At 36.3% G+C, this 19,713-nt stretch carries 20 protein-coding genes and 1 riboswitch; of the genes, 2 read left to right on the forward strand and 18 right to left on the reverse strand.

Features of this window, described 5'->3' with window-relative positions; translation table 11 throughout:
* Positions 1 to 24: 24 nt before the first annotated feature.
* The 14 genes from AC5KOD_RS14420 to catA all read right to left on the reverse strand — a co-directional run bounded on the left by AC5KOD_RS14420 (position 25) and on the right by catA (position 12,983).
* Entirely contained in the window at positions 25 to 609 is a 585-nt protein-coding gene (locus AC5KOD_RS14420; protein WP_496915267.1) for an ECF transporter S component, read from the reverse strand.
* Between the two features lie 186 nt (positions 610 to 795).
* Positions 796 to 926, reverse strand: a riboswitch (FMN riboswitch).
* 101 nt (positions 927 to 1,027) lie between these two features.
* Positions 1,028 to 1,744, reverse strand: coding sequence for a response regulator transcription factor (locus AC5KOD_RS14425; protein WP_496915268.1), 717 nt, complete (start codon positions 1,742 to 1,744; stop codon positions 1,028 to 1,030).
* Positions 1,745 to 1,761: 17 nt separating this feature from the next.
* Entirely contained in the window at positions 1,762 to 2,478 is a 717-nt protein-coding gene (locus AC5KOD_RS14430; protein WP_496915269.1) for a pseudouridine synthase, read from the reverse strand.
* Positions 2,478 to 3,098 (reverse strand): SMC-Scp complex subunit ScpB, encoded by a 621-nt coding sequence (gene scpB, locus AC5KOD_RS14435; protein ID WP_496915270.1) that lies wholly within the window; start codon positions 3,096 to 3,098, stop codon positions 2,478 to 2,480. The genes AC5KOD_RS14430 and scpB overlap by 1 nt, the downstream gene beginning before the upstream one ends.
* Positions 3,095 to 3,871, reverse strand: coding sequence for a segregation/condensation protein A (locus AC5KOD_RS14440; protein ID WP_496915271.1), 777 nt, complete (start codon positions 3,869 to 3,871; stop codon positions 3,095 to 3,097). The genes scpB and AC5KOD_RS14440 overlap by 4 nt, the downstream gene beginning before the upstream one ends.
* A 116-nt stretch (positions 3,872 to 3,987) precedes the next feature.
* On the reverse strand, positions 3,988 to 4,878 hold the full coding sequence (gene xerD, locus AC5KOD_RS14445) for a site-specific tyrosine recombinase XerD (protein ID WP_496915272.1): 891 nt from the start codon (positions 4,876 to 4,878) through the stop codon (positions 3,988 to 3,990).
* A 42-nt stretch (positions 4,879 to 4,920) separates the two neighbouring features.
* Entirely contained in the window at positions 4,921 to 5,556 is a 636-nt protein-coding gene (locus AC5KOD_RS14450) for a SatD family protein (protein WP_496915273.1), read from the reverse strand.
* 132 nt (positions 5,557 to 5,688) lie between these two features.
* On the reverse strand, positions 5,689 to 6,147 hold the full coding sequence (fur, locus tag AC5KOD_RS14455; protein WP_496915274.1) for a ferric iron uptake transcriptional regulator: 459 nt from the start codon (positions 6,145 to 6,147) through the stop codon (positions 5,689 to 5,691).
* A 100-nt stretch (positions 6,148 to 6,247) separates the two neighbouring features.
* Entirely contained in the window at positions 6,248 to 8,824 is a 2,577-nt protein-coding gene (locus tag AC5KOD_RS14460) for a LuxR C-terminal-related transcriptional regulator (protein ID WP_496915275.1), read from the reverse strand.
* 70 nt (positions 8,825 to 8,894) lie between these two features.
* On the reverse strand, positions 8,895 to 9,845 hold the full coding sequence (locus tag AC5KOD_RS14465) for an ABC transporter permease (RefSeq protein WP_496915276.1): 951 nt from the start codon (positions 9,843 to 9,845) through the stop codon (positions 8,895 to 8,897).
* Positions 9,842 to 10,585 carry an ABC transporter permease gene (locus AC5KOD_RS14470; protein WP_496915277.1) on the reverse strand — a complete coding sequence of 248 codons (744 nt, stop codon included), beginning with the start codon at positions 10,583 to 10,585 and terminating at the stop codon, positions 9,842 to 9,844. The genes AC5KOD_RS14465 and AC5KOD_RS14470 overlap by 4 nt, the downstream gene beginning before the upstream one ends.
* 38 nt (positions 10,586 to 10,623) lie before the next feature.
* Positions 10,624 to 11,562 (reverse strand): ABC transporter ATP-binding protein, encoded by a 939-nt coding sequence (locus AC5KOD_RS14475; protein ID WP_496915278.1) that lies wholly within the window; start codon positions 11,560 to 11,562, stop codon positions 10,624 to 10,626.
* 222 nt (positions 11,563 to 11,784) lie between these two features.
* Positions 11,785 to 12,324: a DUF1697 domain-containing protein gene (locus AC5KOD_RS14480; protein ID WP_496915279.1), complete on the reverse strand. Its 540-nt coding sequence runs from the start codon at positions 12,322 to 12,324 to the stop codon at positions 11,785 to 11,787.
* A 17-nt stretch (positions 12,325 to 12,341) separates the two neighbouring features.
* The gene (catA, locus tag AC5KOD_RS14485; RefSeq protein WP_496915280.1) at positions 12,342 to 12,983 is read right to left on the reverse strand and encodes a type A chloramphenicol O-acetyltransferase; all 642 of its coding nucleotides are present in this window, start codon (positions 12,981 to 12,983) and stop codon (positions 12,342 to 12,344) included.
* Between the two features lie 183 nt (positions 12,984 to 13,166).
* Here catA and AC5KOD_RS14490 point away from each other — a divergent pair, with 183 nt between their 5' ends.
* Together AC5KOD_RS14490 and AC5KOD_RS14495 are read left to right on the forward strand one after the other, a co-directional pair.
* The gene (locus tag AC5KOD_RS14490) at positions 13,167 to 14,045 is read left to right on the forward strand and encodes a GNAT family N-acetyltransferase (protein WP_496915281.1); all 879 of its coding nucleotides are present in this window, start codon (positions 13,167 to 13,169) and stop codon (positions 14,043 to 14,045) included.
* 37 nt (positions 14,046 to 14,082) lie between these two features.
* Positions 14,083 to 14,532, forward strand: coding sequence for a GNAT family N-acetyltransferase (locus AC5KOD_RS14495; RefSeq protein ID WP_496915282.1), 450 nt, complete (start codon positions 14,083 to 14,085; stop codon positions 14,530 to 14,532).
* A gap of 43 nt (positions 14,533 to 14,575) precedes the next feature.
* On the opposite strand, the gene AC5KOD_RS14500 is transcribed toward AC5KOD_RS14495, so the two are convergent.
* The 4 genes from AC5KOD_RS14500 to AC5KOD_RS14515 form a co-directional block, all read right to left on the reverse strand.
* The gene (locus tag AC5KOD_RS14500) at positions 14,576 to 15,376 is read right to left on the reverse strand and encodes a MerR family transcriptional regulator (RefSeq protein WP_496915283.1); all 801 of its coding nucleotides are present in this window, start codon (positions 15,374 to 15,376) and stop codon (positions 14,576 to 14,578) included.
* A 69-nt stretch (positions 15,377 to 15,445) separates the two neighbouring features.
* Positions 15,446 to 16,615, reverse strand: a complete 1,170-nt coding sequence (locus AC5KOD_RS14505; protein WP_496915284.1) for an MFS transporter — start codon at positions 16,613 to 16,615, stop codon at positions 15,446 to 15,448.
* A 566-nt stretch (positions 16,616 to 17,181) separates the two neighbouring features.
* On the reverse strand, positions 17,182 to 18,891 hold the full coding sequence (locus tag AC5KOD_RS14510) for a recombinase family protein (protein ID WP_496915285.1): 1,710 nt from the start codon (positions 18,889 to 18,891) through the stop codon (positions 17,182 to 17,184).
* 255 nt (positions 18,892 to 19,146) lie between these two features.
* A partial coding sequence (locus AC5KOD_RS14515; RefSeq protein WP_496915286.1) for a replication-relaxation family protein occupies positions 19,147 to 19,713 on the reverse strand: 567 nt, incomplete at its 5' end.

Consider the following 19,713-nt stretch of genomic DNA (forward strand, 5'->3'; position numbering starts at 1 on the left):
TTGTCCCTTGTTTGTTTTTTCAAATTAAATATGCTGATGATTAACCGTTCCCTGCTTTTTAGCCAACCATGGCAATAATTTAGCATGAACACCAATAAAGACAATACTAATGATTATTCCTTTAATGATGTTAAACGGAACAACTCCAATTAAAATATATTTACTCGCTGCAACACCCAACTTAAAGTTGATAACTTTTAAATAAAGGGGCAATACAACAAAATAGTTCATAACTGACATAACAACAGTTAAACTAATGGTTCCCACAATCAACCCGATAATTAAACTTGACTTTGTTCTATTTTTCTTAGTAACAAAGTAAATTGGTAAAACAAAAACGACTGATGCAATAAAGCTTGTTGCATCTCCAATTAAATTAGCGACATCTCCACCAGTTGTAATAAAATGAATCACCGACCGAATAAAGGCAGTCATAATCCCTGCAGCTGGCCCAAATAAATAAGTGCCAATTAAGACAGGTATATCACTAAAATCAACCTTCATAAACGGGAAAGCTGGAACTACGGGGAAGGCTGCAAACATTAATACATACCCTATGGCGGCCAACATGGCTACCCCTACCATTTTTTGTGTTTTACTTCTTTTCATCCTAAATCCTCCTCGAATCGCTTTGCGAGATTTCTCGTAAAGCCAAACTAAGGAATCACCTGCAGGCAAGCCTAAACGATGACTGACTTCCATCCACTTTTATTGTGAAAAACAAAACAAAAAACTATTTTCTACATGAGGGCAGAAAATAGTAAATAGTCTTATTTGAAGCTTCCATCAAATAAGCTCTATCTTCTCTTATCCAGACTATACTGTCGGTATTGGAATTTCACCAATTCAGCCATTTCAAAAACACTTGAAACAGGTCGTGGACTATAACCACCGGTCGGGAATTACACCCTGCCCTGAAGACGAACCTTATATATTTTATTGTTCATCATTATTATACCTAAAATAAATAATATTTCAATAGATTTGCTTAAACAAATTAAAAAAATCACAATTAAGTTAAAAATAGCTATTGATTTTCCAATTTAGGCGAGGGATTAAATCGATACCCGCGCTTCCATTCTGTCTGAATTGCCAAAGCGGCCACTGGAGAATACATTTTTAATTTGTTGCGCAATTTACGTATATGAACGTCAACTGTCCGCTCCTCACCAAAATAATGATAGCCCCAGACACCTTTCAATAGCTCTTTACGGGAAATAACCTCATTAGGATGCTCGGCCAGATAACGTAATAATTGAAACTCGCGTGGCGTCAGTTTAATTTTTTTTTGATTAATATCTACAAGTTGTTTGGTTAAATCGAGAGACATAAACGAAAAAATAAGTCTATTTCCAATCACTTTAAATGGGGACGGATCATAAAAATAAGTCAATAGACGCTTGACTCTAAGCACTACTTCTTGAGGACTAAAAGGAATTGTGACATAGTCTGCTACTCCTAATTCAAATCCGTAAATCCGTTGAACTTCATGAGTTAACTTAGATAAAACAATAATCGGCACTTCAGAAATTCGTTTAAGTTCTCGGACAAACTGAAAATCTTCTTCCCCCTCAAAGCGCGCTTCCGTAATAACTAGATGAACCTCATTTTTTTCAAAAAGAAAGAGACCCTCACGACCACTTGTTGCAGTCATGACGGTTCCTCCTTCGGCTGTTAACTGTTCTTGAAGAATTTCCTTGGTTCTTTTATCTGGGTCGATTAGCAAAATTGTCCATGACTTCATCTCAGAGTCTTCCCCTCTTACTTCACTAACTCGATTAATGCATTAATTTCCCGTTTGCTCAATGAACGATATTGCCCAGGCTTAAGCCCATCTAAGGTTAAGTTACCATATAGTTCACGTTTTAATTTTGTTACTGGAAAACCAACTGCTTCTAGCATTTTTTTGACTTGGTGATTTCGTCCTTCGTGAATCACTAATTCAACAATGCTAGTTTGCTTAATATTATCCGTTGACAGTATTTTATATTTGGCTGGTGCTGTTTTTCGTCCATCAATCTTGATCCCTTGAGCTAAAGGTTTCAAATCTTTCGGGAAAGGCACCCCTTTCACCTTAGCCACGTATGTCTTATCTACCTCATGCTTCGGGTGAGTTAGCTTATTAGCAAAATCGCCATCATTCGTTAACAATAACAAACCAGATGTATCGTAATCAAGTCGGCCAACTGGATAAATACGCTCTGTGACACTAACTAGAAAATCAGTCACAACTTGACGACCTTTATCATCAGAAACAGCTGATATAACACCTCGAGGTTTGTAAAATAAATAATAAACATAATCCTCTTGAGTGATTGGCACGCCATTGACTTCTATTTTATCACTAGGAGAAACTTTAATTCCCATTTCAGTCACTTTTTTGCCATTTACTTTCACATGACCCGCACTAATTAATTCTTCTGATTTCCTTCTCGAAGCAACTCCGCTTTGAGCTAAGACTTTCTGCAGTCTTTCCATTATACATTCTCCTCTGTTGATTCACTCGCTTCATCTGTTTCTTGGCCAATCATTTCATCTTTAAAATTGGCAAAAAATAAATCACTTGGAATCTCTTGATCTATCTCTGCTTCCATTTCTTCTATAGAAGGTAATTCTTCAATTGTTTCTAAACCGAAATAATTCATAAAATAATTGGTCGTTCCATATAGAATGGGTCTCCCGGGACCATCCACACGTCCCTTTTCCTCAATAAGTTGTCTAGCAGATAATTTTTGGACAGAGCCTGCTGATTGAACGCCCCTAATCTCATCAATTTTTAGCCGAGTAATTGGCTGCTTGTAAGCAATTATTGAAAGAGTCTCTAGAGCAGCTTGTGACAATGTGTTAGACAACGGTGACTGAGCATAATTTTTAATAATGTCCGCGTATTCTCGTTTAGTTGTCAAAATAAAATGATTGCCAACCTCTAATATATGAATAGCTGTCTCCTCATTTGATAAATAGTGTTCTTTAAGCTCTTCTAATGCGTCAAATATTTTTGCAGTAGGCTCATCAATCAAAAAAGATAATTCATCTAAGGAAATCCCTTCATCCCCAGCCACAAATAATAAGGCTTCTATTTGACCTGTAATCTTCATTCTATATCCTGCTCCAGTTCTTCATCATCAATTTCTCGATTATATAAATAAATAGGGTCATAGTTTTCTGGCTGTCTAGCCACAATTTGCCTTGATTTAACCAATTCCAATAATGCCATAAAAGTGGTCACAATTTCACTTTTAGAAAACGTTACAAACAAGGAGTCAAATGGAACTCCCTGATTAAAAGGTAAATTTTTCATTAACCCTGCAATGAACTCAATTTTTTGTTCAATAGTATTGTGATCATGTGTAATAGTCGTTTCACGTGGCCTAACACTTTTACGACGTTCTAAAATATCATGAAAAGCTAAAAATAAATCGATGGTATTAATCTCATTAGGTTCCAATGGCGGAATTTCATCCTTGTATTCATCCAGATTAGAAGGTTCCTTTGTAAAGTAATTACCACGGTCCTCTTCTTTTTCTTTCAAGACTGTTGCCGCATACTTGAATTTTCGGTACTCCAATAATTGCGCAACTAAGGCCGCCCGCGGGTCGTCTCCCTCTTCATCCTCATTTTCGTCAGCTTCCAATTCTTGTTTTGGCAGAAGCAACTTACTTTTGATCGCCATCAATGTCGCAGCCATTACAATATACTCTCCTGCCACATCCAATTGTAAGGTGGTCATTGTCTTAATATAAGTCATGTATTGAGATGTGACCTCTGAAATCGGGATATCATAAATATCAATTTCTAAGGTTTTTATTAAGTGAAGCAACAAATCGAGCGGCCCTTCAAATACCGCTAATTTGACATTTAATTCAGACATTTGGGAACTCCTTTTATTCATAGACAGCCGATCAATTAACTGGATGATGAACCATCCATGGTCTTTCTGAAAACATATTATAGCATACTTAAATAGCATTCGTTAATTGTTTTTTACTAAGCGCGGGGGAAATAATCTTTATAAACATCAGCCATTCGTTGTTTCGTAATATGGGTATATATCTGAGTTGTAGAAATATCTGCGTGACCTAATAATTCTTGAACCACTCGCAAATCTGCACCATTTTCCAATAAATGCGTAGCAAAACTATGCCTCAAAGTATGGGGCGTTACCTCTTTTTTTATTCCTGCTTCATTAACATAACTTTTCAAATTTTTCCAAATCCCTTGTCGACTAAATCCACGACCATGGTGATTCAAAAATAAAAAAGGTTCATCCGTGCCTTTTCTAACAAGCAAAGGACGACTTTTCTCCATATAAACATTAATCCACTTAATCGCCATATCTCCTAATGGAATAATTCGTTCCTTATCTCCTTTTCCAATGGTCTGGATCAGGCCAAGTGACAAATGGAGATCGTCCATCTTCAATGAAATTAATTCTGTTACACGTAGTCCAGTTGCATACATCACTTCTAAAATCGCTCGATCTCTAATGCCATACTTATCAACAGTATTAGGTGTTTCGATTAATTTAATCACTTCATTTAAAGAGAGTGTCTTAGGTAGTTTCTTGGCTTTTTTAGGTGTTTCAATATGCTGTAGAGGGTTATTATCTGTGTAGCGTTCTTGTCGTAAAAATTGATGAAACTTCCGTAAACTTGAGATCATACGCGTAATAGTCGCAGAACTCTTATTTTCTTCCGACAGTCGCTTTAAAAAAGCCATCACCAAAAAACGATCAACCTCTTCCCATGTTTGACAGCTACTTTCACTTAGAAATGCTAGATATTGAATTAAATCCCGACGATAACTGACAATCGTATTATCAGATAGACCGCGCTCTACTTTTAAGTAGTGAATATAGTCGTTCAAATCATTTTCCATACGTTTCTTCCTCTCTACGACAAGGGCTAGTCTACCTAAAGACTAGCCCTTAAGACCATTAAAAATACCACTAAACGTCTCACTGACACTTTGTTTCATTCGAATAAATTGATAAAAGCCTGAACTTTGAACACGCTGATTGGCTGCCTGTCTAGAAATACCCAACTTTTTAGCTAGCTCACTCTGCAAAATGGTATCACTATGACCATTAGCCAAGAGACTTATTTTAACAAGCTCACGCTGACTATCTCGCCAGCGAGTCTCCACAAAATCACATAATCTTAAGCTATCATTAAGCAGCCGAAATTCTGAGCCATCGCCACCTGCACTTAGACGAATTCTAGATAATTGCGAGGCATTTTCTTCCCTCACTAATGTCATTGCCTTACGTGCATACCAAAATGCAGGTCCTTCACTTGTATTAGGGGCTGTTACATTTCCTACCCCTACGCCAAACCGAAACTCTAATGGATAGAGTGAAAATTTAATTTTATCGATCACTTCAAATACTTTGTCTGGCTGCCCAAACAATCCTTGAAACTCATTATCAGAAATCAGTGTCATTTCTAAAACTAATGAGTCTGCATAGTCTTGATTTAACTCAGTTAACACATCAACTAGTAAACGAGATGTAGGATTCTGCGACTCTATTACGGCACCAATAAGAGCAATATACATACTAATTCCTCCACTTATTATTACTTGTAGTTTATCAGATTAATCACTTTAGTCAAGGCTAGAACATTGATTACCTTAAAAAACAGTAATTATTTTTCTGCCAAATAAAAAGGCAAGGATTAACCCTTACCTTTAATCAGTCGTTTTCTTTTTTTGACAGTCGCTACAAACTCCATGAAACGTTAAGCGGTGATCCTTAACAATAAATCGAAATCTCTTTTCGATTATTTTTTCAACATCACCAAGTAAATCTTCTTCTACTTCCTCAATTCCACCACATTCAAGACATAATAAATGGTGATGAAAATGCTGAGCCCCTTCTTTTCGCATATCATAACGAGAAACCCCATCATTAAAACTAATTTTGTCAACGATCTTTAGTTCTGTTAACATTTCTAGTGTACGATACACAGTGGCCAAACCGATGTCTGGACTTTTTTGTTTCACTAACATATAAATTTCTTCAGCAGATAAGTGATCTTTATCATTCTCAAGAAGCACTAAAACTGTTGCTTCTCTCTGTGGAGTTAGTTTAAAACCACCATCGTGTAGCAGTTTTCTAATTTTACTAAGCATTGCACCTGTATCCATAACATAACCCCTTATTTATAATCATTATAAAAAAGACTTCTTTCTCTCTATCTTTATTTACACTCATTATAAAGTAAAAGCAACTTTTTTGCAATGATTCTCAATTAGAATTAGAAAGAATGCCCATCTGTTGTCCCTTTTCTACAGCAGCGACGCGAGAATTAACCTCAAACTTACGATAAATATTCAGAATATGAGTTTTAGTAGTTGCTTCTGAGATAAACAGTGCTAAGGCAATTTCTTTAGTCGTTTGCCCTTTTGCAATTTCTCGTAAAACATCTGTTTCTCGCTCTGTCAGTGGATTAGTCACTACTAACTGCCACTTTTTAACTAAATGTTGATGAAAAATCAGCTCCACACCTGAAAGAGACTTGACAATTAACTCATAGTCAATTTTAAACAATTGTATTAATGTCTGGTGTTCTACAAAAAAAGGTTGCTCAATTTGATCATCACAGGCGTAGTATATTGCTTCACGGTACAAATCTTGGGCTTCCTTTGTTCTGGTTTGATCCATCAAAATAAGTCTAATTTTTAACAGGTTCCCCTCAACAATCTTCAATGGTAATTTTTCTTTGCGACTTTTCATTAGAGGCGCCTCTAAAAGCTCTTCCGCCTCCCTTATTCGCTCGTCCTTAATAAGCAATCTGATATAAAATAAGCGAGCACTTAGCATCGTCCCATCAGACTCTTGATACTTTTCTTTGAAAAGGTCTTGAATCTTCTCAGATAATTGATTCTCTTCAAGCGCATACTTCAACAGACTACTAATAGGAAGTAATTCTGCAAATAGCTCAGTTTGCAAAAGCTGACTTAGACCTTCCCAAGCCCTTTTCACTTGGCCAGATAAATACCAATACTCTACCTTATTATAGAGGAAAGCTTCTTGGTGAGTCTCCATAATCTCAGGATTTTCTTGTTCAATACTTTCAAGCATTTGCCGTGCTTTTTCCAAATTAACTTGCTTCAAATACGTGCCAATAATGCTAATTTTATAACTCAATTCAAAGAAATTAGAAAGTTCCGTCAGTGAATCAGATTGGTCAATTAATTCTCTTAACTCCTCATAGACTGTCAATGATTGATTAAACCAGCCCATTTCCTCAAGCATCTGGGCCTCCATATTCAAATTGTAAAAAGTCAAGTAATCACTTTTTAGCTGCTTAGTTAATTCCTTATTGTAGCGGACCTGCTCCAACCCTTCTCGATAACGAGACTGATGGAAAAGAACCGTTACGTTTCTGATCATCATTAACGCTTTTGTCGTATCACTGGCTCGCAACTGTTGGATCGTCTCACTGGTTAAAACTGGAATTTCAAAAACAACTTGACGCTCACCGATTAAATACTCCATCCCTCTAAATAATTCAAATTCGGGATTACTCTGAGTCTGTTCCATCGCTAAATGATAGACTATCACTCCTTCTTCCAATTCAAAATTAGTATAATGAAAGAAAAATTTCTGTAAAGTGAAGTCAAAGTTAGAGGTGATCACGGAATTAGGTACTTGATTCATATAGAAAAGCATTTTTAATGGCTGTTCTATTTTTAAAATCATATCCATCGCTTCTTCATACAACTTCAGCTCCAAAGCAAGCCTAATTGCTTCTTCCCAATCACCAGATTGTTGAAAAACTACTATTCCTTGCTTGAGACTCGCCATAAGTTTTTGTTCAGAAATTGCCGTTTCTTCCTGGAATAATAATTCTTCAAATAGATGATGATACCGATATAATTGATGTTCCTGATCGACTATCTGTAGCATGATATGATTGCTTTCTAATACTTCCAGCCATTCTTCATAGCTTCGTTCAGGGAAAAGTAGTTGGCACAGCTCTTCACTAAAATATGAAAAGTGGACAGTTATCAGTAGAAAAGTCTGCAAATAAGTAGGCAGATCCGCATATATTTCACGTTTCAAATAATCATATACAAGAGCTTTGTCACCTAGGAAAGAATAATCTTGATTAATCTTTCCACGACTATCCGCCAATAATAGCTGTAGCCCACCTATCCAGCCCTCTGAAAACTGCCAATAGACATGTTTGTCCTCTACCTTTAATTCTGGGAAACGGTCTTCCATAAACTTTAGGCTCTCATATTCGGTGAAGTCTAATTCATTTTGAGTAATCAAAAGCAATTGATCGGCTACCTGCCATTGAGCTAAATAAAGCGGAATCGACTGTCTACTTAAAAAAATAATGTGTACTGTCTCTGGTAACGCCTTAATAAAAAAATCTAAGTCACTCCATAATTCTTCAGAGTGAATCAGGTGACTATCGTCGAGGACAAAATAGAGGGGACTATTTACGACATGATTGATAATAAAAACCATCAACTCATGAATTTGATGATTGGAAAATTGACTTTGTACAAACTCAAATTCCTGATTAATCCCCTTCGCCAAGTGGGTGCGAAAGCCCTCCATTATATAACTCCAAAATAATGAAGGATCATCACACTCTGCTGACACGTTAAACCAAATTAAGTTATCTATTTGGTTTTGTTGATCAAGATAAGCCGCCAACAACATTGACTTGCCGGAGCCTGCACTTGCCTCAACGACCGTTAGCTTCTTATGATCCATTTCCTTTAGACGCGTCGTTAATCGTGGTCGTTCAAGATAATTGGTGCCAATATGGGGTTTTCTAAGCTTAGTTGATACCAATGATCCCACAGTATTTCCCTCCCTACTAGTAGATTAGTTAATAACTTTATTGTATAACGAGCAAGGAGAGATAGCAATCTCAGTTCTTTAGTTGTCGTTTCAATAGCCATGTTCCAAGTGAGAGACTCACAATCATTGCGCCGATAATGTGATAGAGGTAACCCGAAACTAATGGATTACCACCTTGTTGAATCTCAACAACTAACGACAGAAGACTTTTTTGTGGTAAAATGCGACTGAAGTTGGTAAACCAAGGATGATCTGCTCCGATTTGACCAAAGCTACCTGCAATCGTTGTGGTCAAAATGAGTATAGCAGAAGTCACCATATTGGCTCTATCACTTGTTTTAAAAAGACTCATCATTAAAGTTCCAAAGCAGATACCAAGTCCACAAATGAGAGCAATTAAGCCACTGTAAGTTAATAATGATGCCCCTAATTCCTTATGGACAACTGCTTGACACATCATAAAAAGAGTCAATGTTGGCAGATATAGGACTAGAAAGGCGTACATACACTGACTCACCAAATACTTTCCTAAAGAAATCGGCGCCAGTAACACTCGCCCTAACTGATGTTGTTCCTTATCCTCACCGATAATGGCAACAAAATTTAAGCCACCTAATAAAAGTACCATCATCATAAAGCCAATAATCTTTTCTAACATTTGATTGTTTTCAACTGGTTTTTTTGGCTCTTCTTGACTTAGCCATCTATTAAGCTGCTCATTGAGCTCCTTATTTTTAGGTGTCACTATCTCATAATCATGGCGTTGCTGTCTCACATAACCATCGTATTTCCCCATCATAATTTCCGCATTAGTAGGTATTTCTTTAACATTTACAAATTCAAAGGGACCTTTAGGAATCGCAGTCATATCACCAACTATCGCTATTCTTCCAAGGACTGTTGGTTGATCCCCTAAATATAAAGCAACCACAAGTGACACCGTCGTCAAAATGAAAATCAACATAAGCTGTCCAAGTCGCTGTCTATAGCGGTGATTATTTAATCTGAAAAGTGCTCTCATAGATAATCTTCTCCTTTAAACATTTTTAATGATACCGCTCCACTAAGTAACGACAATCCTAAAATAATTATAAGGGTACTAACAAAATGCTGAAAATTATTGTCGTAAATTATTTCAAACAATGTATGGATAACTCTCGTTATTGGTGAATAATAACTAAACGCCGCTATTTTTTCTCCTAAGATGTAAACGGGAAAAAAGCAACCAGATAAAATGGCAAGTGACTGTGTCAACAAACTAGTGAATTGGTTAGCTAGCGCCTCGCTTTTAAAAAGAGTACAAAATAGGACGCCAAAGACCACTGCAAAAAAATCAACTGCAGCAAGTAACCCCCATACAGCAATCCATGCTTGACCACCAAAGTTAACATTAAAAAAATGAAACAATAGCCACCCATCTATTGTATAAAAAAGAACGGTAAAAATAAAAGTAGCAACTATTTTAGACAGAGGTATAAAGTAATCGGGTACTGGTAGCATGACTATGCGCATATTCGGCAACTTAATCCGTTCTTCCATAAAAGCATTGGCAGCAAAACTAGAACTTTGAAGTGCAGCAAATAGCATCATAGTCACACCAAAATAATCAGCTGAAGTCATTTCATTGCCCGCACCAGCGCCACCAAGAAAACTTAAAATAACCACTAATAAAATCGGAAAAAGCGTAGCGTATAATACCCATATTGGGTTTTTAAATAAATTTAACACATCTAAACGAATCATTCTGCGTAATTCATACATTAAACATCGTTCCTTTCTGTTATTAAAGAGATAATTACCTAATCGCGTAATTTACGACCTGTCAATTGTAAAAATACAGTTTCTAAGTTAGCTGATTCAATCGAAATATGTTTAATTTTGATTGAAAAGCCAAGTAATTTACCAATAATACGATCTAGATTATCAATATTTTTGACTGTTTTAATCTGTAAACTGTTTTCAATTAAGGATACCTCTTTGACCCCTTCAATCCCATAAATCAACTCTTGGTCAATTTTCCTGCCATCGGAAACTTCAATTGAGATCGCTTGCTCATTTGCCACAACAGCCTTCAACTCATCACTTGTTCCCGTAGCTAGGACTTGCCCTTGATCCATAATAATAATTCGACTAGATATTTCTTCAACTTCTTCCATATAATGAGTCGTGTACAAAATAGTCATCCCCTCGTCTCGTAATTGCCGAATCGCTGTTAAGATATGCAGGCGTGATTGAGGATCTATTCCCACAGTTGGTTCATCCATAATTAGCAATTCTGGCTGATGGGCAATTCCACAGGCGATGTTTAATCGTCGCTTCATCCCACCTGAGAATGTCTTAACTTGATCCTTTCGTCGACTATTCAATCCAACAAAAGATAAGGCGTACGTCACTTGCTTTTTTAATGCCTCACCCTTGAGACCATACAACGATGCAAAAAATTCTACGTTAACTTCTGCTGATAAATCCTCATATAAAGCAAGATCTTGAGGCACTACCCCAATTTTTTGTTTAAACTCGCGATCAGTTTGCGTCAATTTTCGCTGATGAAAAAGTAACTCACCAGAATCATATGATAAAGCACCTGTAATAATATTAATTGTCGTACTTTTGCCGGCGCCATTTGGTCCAAGCAAACACAAAATCTCCTGTTCGTAAATATTAAACGACAACTCCTTGACTACTTTCTTTTCATTAAAAGATTTAGATAGTTGTTTCACTTCCAATAGTGTTTTCATGTCATTACTCCTTTTAATTATTAAGTTATTAACCTTTTGGCTAAAAATAAAGGCTTATATCTTTTTTCGTTTACTACTTCTTTTAGTATAAAAGAGTCTCAAATGAAATCCTATCCACCATTCGGTTGATATTTTCTACAAGTACCATTTAATTTTTTAATTACACAAAAAAAGAAGAATCAAACGCAAGATTACGTTGAATTCTTCTTTAAATCATCACTATTAATAATTTTCTAGCATCTCTAAAAGTTTCACCGATGTCCGATGATTTCGTACAGTTATTTTTTGGTACAATACCTTCTGTTTTTCCAATTGTTTCATTAAAGGCGAATCGGACAATCGAAGACCAATTCTCATCACTAAAAGTTGTCCTTTAACTATCACCTCTTCCTCCCCTAACTGAAAGCTACTAATTAAACTTGGATCTAAAGGCTCTTGACAATAACCATAGACTAACTGTTGATTATTTCCAACTGATTGGACTAACGCTTCCAGTTCTTTATGATAACGACAATAAGCCTCTCTAGAATAAACAACCACAGAAATTTCAAAACCATAGGTCACAAAAATCAGCTCAGCAATCAGCTTTGCCACTTTTCGCTCGTCAGATTCTTCACTTTTTAAAATAAGATTGCCGCTACGAATATAGCTCTCAATAGCCGTAAATCCCTCGTTACTCAACAGCGATTTCAATTCTCCCATCGGAAGTTGCCTATGCTTGCCAACATTAATCCCTCTTAAAAAAACCACAAATAGTTTCACGTCAGTCCTCTTTCCATTTATAACATCTCAAGATCACAAAGTTCTTGTAACTCATTAAAAAAGCGTCCCACATGCCACCCATCTATAACAGCGTGATGGACTTGCAGCGTCAAAGGTAATAATACCTCATCCCCCATTTTTCGATATTTCCCAATAGTCATAATGGGTGCTAAGTAATCACTATTATTCGCCACGTTTAAATTAAAACCAGTCATGCTAATCCACGGAATACTCGATATATTGAAATGATTGGGCGGCAGATTCTTTTTAGTAAATAGCCCCAGCTTCTCGCCATAACGCAATTGATCACTTCTATAATGTTTCATAAATTGATGATAATCCGCATCAAATGTCGTCCAAATAGCAGAAAATGTCTGATTTTCCGAATGAAAAATTGTATAACTAGGCTCCAATTGATCCCATACAATTAAATTTCCATGACTCAGTCCCATGCGAAATTCTCCATGCCGATTCACTAACAATGTTAGCAAGTAAATCATGGTTGGATATAACTTCTCTTGCTTAGCACTTATTTCTTTCAGCAACCTTGTTATTTTTATGTCTGCTGTGACACTATACGTACAAGGCGAAGCAGATAAATAGTGCTCAAAATGCTCCTTTCTTTTCCATTCTTCTAACTTAACAAATTGATACTTCATGACTCAGCCCTCCTAATTTTTTACTTATTTAGAAGGGCACTTGTAACTGCTTTTTTCATCTAACCACCTGTTTTCTTCTTGATAACTCATTATAGCAAAATAACTGACTACCAGCGATTATTTACTTTTTAGCAGCGCTCATCTATAATAAGACAACACACTATCTAAAAATAAGGAGGCTCTATGTCAAATTTTCAACTAATTCATCACTATCAGTCGAATGATCTGTTACGTCGCAGCTTTTTCGATTTAGCATTAAAAACCTTTGAAATCGACTTCAGTCCATGGTTTGCTGCTGGCGGATGGGATGACCGCTATGTTTGCTACTCCTATGTAGACGGACAACAGGTTATTGCAAATGTTTCTCTTAATTTTATGACCGTTCATTTAAATGGTGCAAAAAAGGAAGCTATTCAAATTGGAACGGTTATGACCGATCCAGCCTATCAACAACAGGGCTTAGCAAAAAAGTTGCTGACTCACGTTATCGAAATCTATCAGAGTAAAGTTGATTATATTTATTTATTTGCTAATGACAATGTATTGACTTTCTATCCTAAATTTGGTTTCACTCAACAAGAAGAAGAAGAAATTATGATAGATGTTAAAGAACAACTTGAGCCAACTATTCCACAGTATCAACGTATCACCTTTAACTCATTAAATGATCAGGCTCTCTTAAAACAATTCGCAAAGAATCGTATTCCTAACTCGCAATATCTTGGTATTAGTGACAATCCAAGCTTACTTCTCTTTTATTTTACAGTTGTTTTTCCAGATAATTTGTTTTATTTTCCGGAGCAAGAAACAGTAGTTATTGCTGAATTAAGTGACACTATTTTGAACGTTTACGACATCATTCAATTAAATTACTCGCCAATTAAGTCACTATTAAGTCAGCTCATTGACAAAAAAACTACTACGATCTTATTATCATTTTCCACTGATAATCATGAGTTTATCTTGAAAAATCAAAAAAGAAGGACAGAAGATCACTTATTCGTACAACCTTTACTAAGTATAGAAAAGCCATTTTTATTTCCACTCACGTCTCACGGCTAATTAATTATTTAACTACAAACGACTAGGAGGATTTTTAATGACAAACATCTATCCCATCAGTGACAAACAACTCATTCCAGCCTTAGCATTAGTCAAAAAAACGTTTGATGACTTCTTAAAAGACTCTTACAGCCCTCAAGGTGTTGAAGAGTTTTACCGTTTCATTGACCCGACTCACTTTTCAAACTTATTACAAAAGCAACAAGTTGAATTATACGGCTATTATTTAGATACTACCTTAGTAGGCGTTTTAGGAATTCGTCTACCTTTCCACATCTGCTTGTTATTTGTGGACAAGCAAGCTCATCAGAAAGGCATAGCTCGACAGTTACTTGAACACTGGGAAACATCTCTCCCTTTTTCCACAAAAATAACCGTCAATTCCTCTCCTTATGCCATTAAAGCTTATCAGAAAATGGGCTTTGTTTCTGTAGCAAAACCAGAAACTGTCAATGGTATCACTTCTATTGCCATGGAAAAAAACTGACGACAACCTAAAAAACGTGCCACACTAAGTGACACGTTTTTTATTAATCTATTTTTTTTGCTGGAAAGTAAACAGCCGTTTCCCATTCCTCAATCGGCTTATTAGTCATAGCAGATTCGTCATAGCTTTCAAAAGGTGCTTGACAACTCTGATACCCATTCTTAGCCATCCACTCTACGATAGCCGCATAGGCTTCCGCTAAATTATCATACGCCCCTCTGTGAATGGTCATAATATGGAGCCCACCTGGCAACAAGCGCGTGGCTTGATCTCTATTTTTAATCGGTAACGCTACCTCAATATCCGTATCCTCTTCCGCAAATTCTGAATCATGATAAATAGCAATTGCCGGGCCAGTTGGAAAAGCCTGTTTTTGCCCAACCTGTTCAAATAATTGTCCAAACGCCTGATCAAATTGATTAATTCCCATCTGTTGCCTCACACTTATAATAGGCTGTGTATCCCGCTCAACAAGTTGAATAGTATAATTCTTTTGATAATTCATAATTTTCCCCGTCCTCTCAATATCCTTTAAATGGGCATCAAGTTCAGAGATATTAGCGTTGATTTGATCAATTTCTCTCGTCAACAACAGTTTTTGTTCTAAAAGTGCTGGGAGTACAGCTTGCTCTTCTTGCAATAACACATCAATTCGTTGCAAACTTAACCCGTAGCGCTTCAATCGATTAATCAATAGCATCTGACTAATTTGTTCCTCACGATAGTAACGATAATTAGTCAAATCATCGACCTTTTCAGGTAAAAGTAACCCAATTTTATCATAATGTCGCAACGTCTTAACAGTCACTCCACAAGCTTTTGAAAATTCTCCGATTGTTAACATTCACTTCCACCTTCTTTTCTTTCTGCCCTAGATCAAGCTTAAGGTCTGACCTTAGGGGAGAGTCAAGTCTCATTTTTTATGACGTAAACTTAGGAGAATGATGATCATCCCCAAGCCAGCTTGAATCAGACCAAACAGTAGCAGTTGACCGACTCCTGATACATCCAATAGCCAGCCACCGATCAAGCTCCCAATCACATTACCAAAAGTGACACCGGCCATCATAAACGTTTGGCCCTTAACACGATCCTTAGGTGCCATCCATTCATTAATATAATGCGCATAAGCAGGAGTAATTAAGGCAAAGGATAAAGCTTGTAAAACTTGAGCTGATTGTAAAATCAAAAAACTAGGTGCAATTAAGTAGATAATCGCTTTGATGAAGAAAAAAATAGCAGAAATTCGCAAAAGAACAATCACATTAAATTTTTCTTCAAGACGTCTAAATCCAAACATTGTCGGAATTTCTAAAAAGCCCGCTAAAGCAATCGCAAACCCAATTTCCTTATTACCTCCTCCAACATGATGAACAATTTGAGGTAAATAGACATTTGCAATAGTGTGGAAGCTAAAAATAATAGCCACTCCGACCAACAACATGAAAAAGCCCGAATATGTCGTATGTAACGCCTTTAAACTTGTTGAACTTTGAGCTGCTTCGTGAGTAGCAGTCACCTCTAGTTCAGGTAGTTGCCATAAAATAAAAAACAAAAGACCAGTGAGAACCGTTGACATAATTGGAATCCAAAGTGTCGAATGCTGTTCTAGCCAAAGCCCCATCACAAAAGAAAAAGAAGCATACATCATTGAACCTAACCCACGAGAAAAAGAAAAAGAGAGATTGGCTCCCTCATTAATATAGTTATAAATAAGGGACGTCACTAGGGGTTGACTATTAAAAAGTAAGACAATCAGTAAGCAATACAATAATGCCATAATAGCAGTTTGGTTTACAAACAGTAAGGTTCCAAGGGATATGAGACCACTCAAAGCAAAGAACAGCATCATAACCTTCCGCACTGTCAACATAGAGAATCGATCAATGACTATCCCTGTCATGAATTGGGCCAACACTGATAACAAACTCCCGAAAGCAATGATTAGACCAATCTGACTATTAGGCACTGATTTTGATAATAAAAAAACTGTTGCAAATCCCGAAATCGAACAAAATGACATCCAATAAAATACTTGTAATAAATAGATGCGACCTTTCAAACCTTTGGCTGTTATGGACAAACAATCCCCTCTTTTCAACTAAGTATCTCTATCATACCAAAAATTTACCTCTGATAAAAGCGGTCTAATAAATAGCAAAAAAAAGAAAGCCTCCATATATTGACTTTCTAATCCTTCATATTAAAAAAATGCCTAAGTTAGCTCTCATTTTTATAAAGACATTTTTTCGCTATGTCACACAGCCCATGACACAGCTCATTTTTTAGTTGCTTTATTAATTTTCAGCTACTTTTGCTACATCATCGCTTGTTTATATGGTTAAGCTGATCAATTAAAACAAGCTCATCCATCAACCACTTTTATATTTTTGTCACATGGTACGTGACACTACTCATTTTTTCTAATTACCTTTTTCATCGCTCTTTTTTCTCACATGACTGCTTTTACGACACATTCGCTTATTTACATGGCTAAGCTGATCGATTCAAATAAGCTCATTCATCAACCGCTTCTATTTTTCTGTCACATGCCGCGTGACACTACTCAATTTTTTTAGTTACTTTATTAATCGTTTTTTTTGTTCTCATAAGTCTAACTCCTATAAGACATAATTTAATATAATAAGCCTACACGAGAGAAACAGGCTTTAAACTAGTTAGAAGTTGTTGTTCCTCTGGTGTGGCGTTTGTTTGTTCTAAGTCTCCGACAAGTCCAATAAAATTGTAATGAATTGAAATTGCTTGTGTGCGTTTACCGTCAATTTTTTCAGTTTTATGCACGTCAATCCGTTCAATAAATTCAATTACCATTTTATTCGTTAGCTCATCGGGAGATAAATAGTTTTTTGCAATTTTCATGAATTTATTTAAGCCCTCAGATTGAGCTTCTTGCTCTTCTAGGGCATTTTTAGATTCTTCAATCAATTGCTCCAGATCCGTTTGTTCCATTTCGTAAGTAGTTATCAGCTTAGAAAAGCGTTCATCTGACAAATTACCGTTTATCTTATCCTCATAAAGATGTTGAATAATCACATCCAAATTTTTATACCGTTTTTCGGCTTTTTTCAACTGTTTAGAAAGCTTTAAAACAGTTTCTTCGCTCTGGATATCGTCCCTCATTTTTACATACTCGGCAAACTCTTTTTCATGTTCCTTGATGTGGCTAGTTAGTCGCTTAATATCTGTTAAAACGATTGTTTCTAATTTCGCTTGGTTAATATAATGCGAATGGTCGCAATCTACTTTGTGATTACGAAAACCAGAACAAGCATAGTTTTTACGTACGCTATTGGCAGAAAAATATAATTTACTACCACAATCTGCACAAAAAATTAAACCAGAGAATAGCCCTTTTTCGTTGGTTTTGGTGTGACGACGTTTATTTTGTAAGTTCCGCTGAACAATTTCAAAAGTATGTTCGTCAATAATTGGCTCATGAGTATCTTTAATAATTTGCCACTTTTCTTTAGGGTTAAAGAAAATTTTTTTACTGCGAAAATTCTTTTTATAGGTTTTAAAGTTGGCTGTATGCCCTAAGTACTCTATACGTTCTAAAATCCCTCGAACAGTTGCAGTTTGCCAGTGATAAGGAAAGTCTACCGTCCGCTGGTCTTTCTTTCGTCTAAACTTCATTTTATGAGCCGTTGGATTTAGTATTTTCTGCTCTTCCAGCATTTGAGCAATGCGAGTAATACCATAGCCTTCAATAGAATAAGCAAAAATCTGTTTGACAATTTCGGTCGCTTCTTCATCTACAATCCATTTTACATCATCTTCTGGGTCTTTTCTGTATCCATACGGAATAACAAAAGACAATGATTCGCCACGCTGGCTCTTCGTTTTAAATGCGTTCTTAATCTTTTCAGAAGTTTCTTCTGGGTAGATATGATTTAAGAGAAGTCGAAAAAGCATATTCATGTCAATGCCGTTATCACTATCGACATTGTCATTAATCGCTAAGAAGTGAATGTCATTTTCAGGGAAAACATTTTGAATTAAATTCAAACTCCCCATAAGATCACGCCCTAAACGGGACAAATCTTTGACGATAAAAGTATTCACTTGACTAGCGTTAATTAGTGCCATGATTTGTTGAATAGCTGGACGAAAAAAGTTGGTGCCAGAATAACCATCATCTACGAAAAATATACAGTTTTTTAGTCCTCGCTTTTCGGCTTCATAGGCTAATAATTGTTTTTGATTTGCAATCGAATTACTCTCGCCTTCTTTATCATCTTCTTGCGATAAACGAGCATAAAGCACGGTTATATCTTTCATTTTCTCGAATGGAACTTCGGTGCTGTCTTTAATTTTCAATGTGCAATGTTGTTTGTTCATATCGGTTCGCTCCTTTTTAAGCAAAACCGAACACCTACCACTATTATACCATTTTTCGGGATAAAATAGTGGCAGATTATTCGGAAAATCAAGGTTAATCGTTGTTATTATGGGCGTTTATCAAGCGTAAAATAACGTTTACTAAACCTGTTTTGCTGTCTTTCCTGTAATGAGAATGAACAATATAAACGGTATTGCCTAGTGTTATTCTTGTTGTATTTGGTTGAGTTGTTTTTTCTTGGTTTTCGTTTTTAATCAGTCCTCGCTTTCTGCTTGGTCGCCTGTTAGTAATGTTTCAAACTCGTCAATGGTTATCACACGAAAAAGCATTTCAGCTTTCGGCAAATACTCATGAATATATCTTTCTAGCTGTTCTCGGCGTTTTTCATTTATCGTTATCCATAAAATATATGGGAAAACACCATTCGAGCGCTGTTCAATTCCAGAATTGTAATAAGAAATATAGAATTTGCATTTCTTCACAACTCGGCTCGGGGCTTCGGTGGCTTGGTCTAATTCCAGAAAGTAAAACTCCTCGTATTCGTCATTTTGAGCGAACCTTGCAAACAAATCAGGCTTTAGAAAGGTTGGCGTGCCTTTTAATGAAAATGTCCGCCAGCACTTCGGCTCGTGCTGGACTTCTAGCAGTTCAATTTTCTTTTGTCGGTCAAGTTCTTTTAGCCTGGTATAAGCTTCTGCAATTGCTAAGGTATGCTCTAAAAATAAGATGTTCGGTTCATATAGTTTCTTTCTTGTTGCTTTTATTGAGTTAATTTCATCTAACCTGAGAAGCTGAAAACCAGCACTAGATATTGTATGAAT

It is taken from the genome of Vagococcus sp. WN80Y (assembly GCF_059621045.1).

What these genes read in the sequence shown, in the direction of transcription:
- AC5KOD_RS14420 (WP_496915267.1), bottom strand. Translation starts at nt 609, where the DNA reads ATGAAAAGAAGTAAAACACAAAAAATGGTAGGGGTAGCCATGTTGGCC.
- AC5KOD_RS14425 (WP_496915268.1), bottom strand. Translation starts at nt 1,744, where the DNA reads ATGAAGTCATGGACAATTTTGCTAATCGACCCAGATAAAAGAACCAAG.
- AC5KOD_RS14430 (WP_496915269.1), bottom strand. Translation starts at nt 2,478, where the DNA reads ATGGAAAGACTGCAGAAAGTCTTAGCTCAAAGCGGAGTTGCTTCGAGA.
- scpB (WP_496915270.1), bottom strand. Translation starts at nt 3,098, where the DNA reads ATGAAGATTACAGGTCAAATAGAAGCCTTATTATTTGTGGCTGGGGAT.
- AC5KOD_RS14440 (WP_496915271.1), bottom strand. Translation starts at nt 3,871, where the DNA reads ATGTCTGAATTAAATGTCAAATTAGCGGTATTTGAAGGGCCGCTCGAT.
- xerD (WP_496915272.1), bottom strand. Translation starts at nt 4,878, where the DNA reads ATGGAAAATGATTTGAACGACTATATTCACTACTTAAAAGTAGAGCGC.
- AC5KOD_RS14450 (WP_496915273.1), bottom strand. Translation starts at nt 5,556, where the DNA reads ATGTATATTGCTCTTATTGGTGCCGTAATAGAGTCGCAGAATCCTACA.
- fur (WP_496915274.1), bottom strand. Translation starts at nt 6,147, where the DNA reads ATGGATACAGGTGCAATGCTTAGTAAAATTAGAAAACTGCTACACGAT.
- AC5KOD_RS14465 (WP_496915276.1), bottom strand. Translation starts at nt 9,845, where the DNA reads ATGAGAGCACTTTTCAGATTAAATAATCACCGCTATAGACAGCGACTT.
- AC5KOD_RS14470 (WP_496915277.1), bottom strand. Translation starts at nt 10,585, where the DNA reads ATGTATGAATTACGCAGAATGATTCGTTTAGATGTGTTAAATTTATTT.
- AC5KOD_RS14475 (WP_496915278.1), bottom strand. Translation starts at nt 11,562, where the DNA reads ATGAAAACACTATTGGAAGTGAAACAACTATCTAAATCTTTTAATGAA.
- catA (WP_496915280.1), bottom strand. Translation starts at nt 12,983, where the DNA reads ATGAAGTATCAATTTGTTAAGTTAGAAGAATGGAAAAGAAAGGAGCAT.
- AC5KOD_RS14490 (WP_496915281.1), top strand. Translation starts at nt 13,167, where the DNA reads ATGTCAAATTTTCAACTAATTCATCACTATCAGTCGAATGATCTGTTA.
- AC5KOD_RS14495 (WP_496915282.1), top strand. Translation starts at nt 14,083, where the DNA reads ATGACAAACATCTATCCCATCAGTGACAAACAACTCATTCCAGCCTTA.
- AC5KOD_RS14500 (WP_496915283.1), bottom strand. Translation starts at nt 15,376, where the DNA reads ATGTTAACAATCGGAGAATTTTCAAAAGCTTGTGGAGTGACTGTTAAG.
- AC5KOD_RS14510 (WP_496915285.1), bottom strand. Translation starts at nt 18,891, where the DNA reads ATGAACAAACAACATTGCACATTGAAAATTAAAGACAGCACCGAAGTT.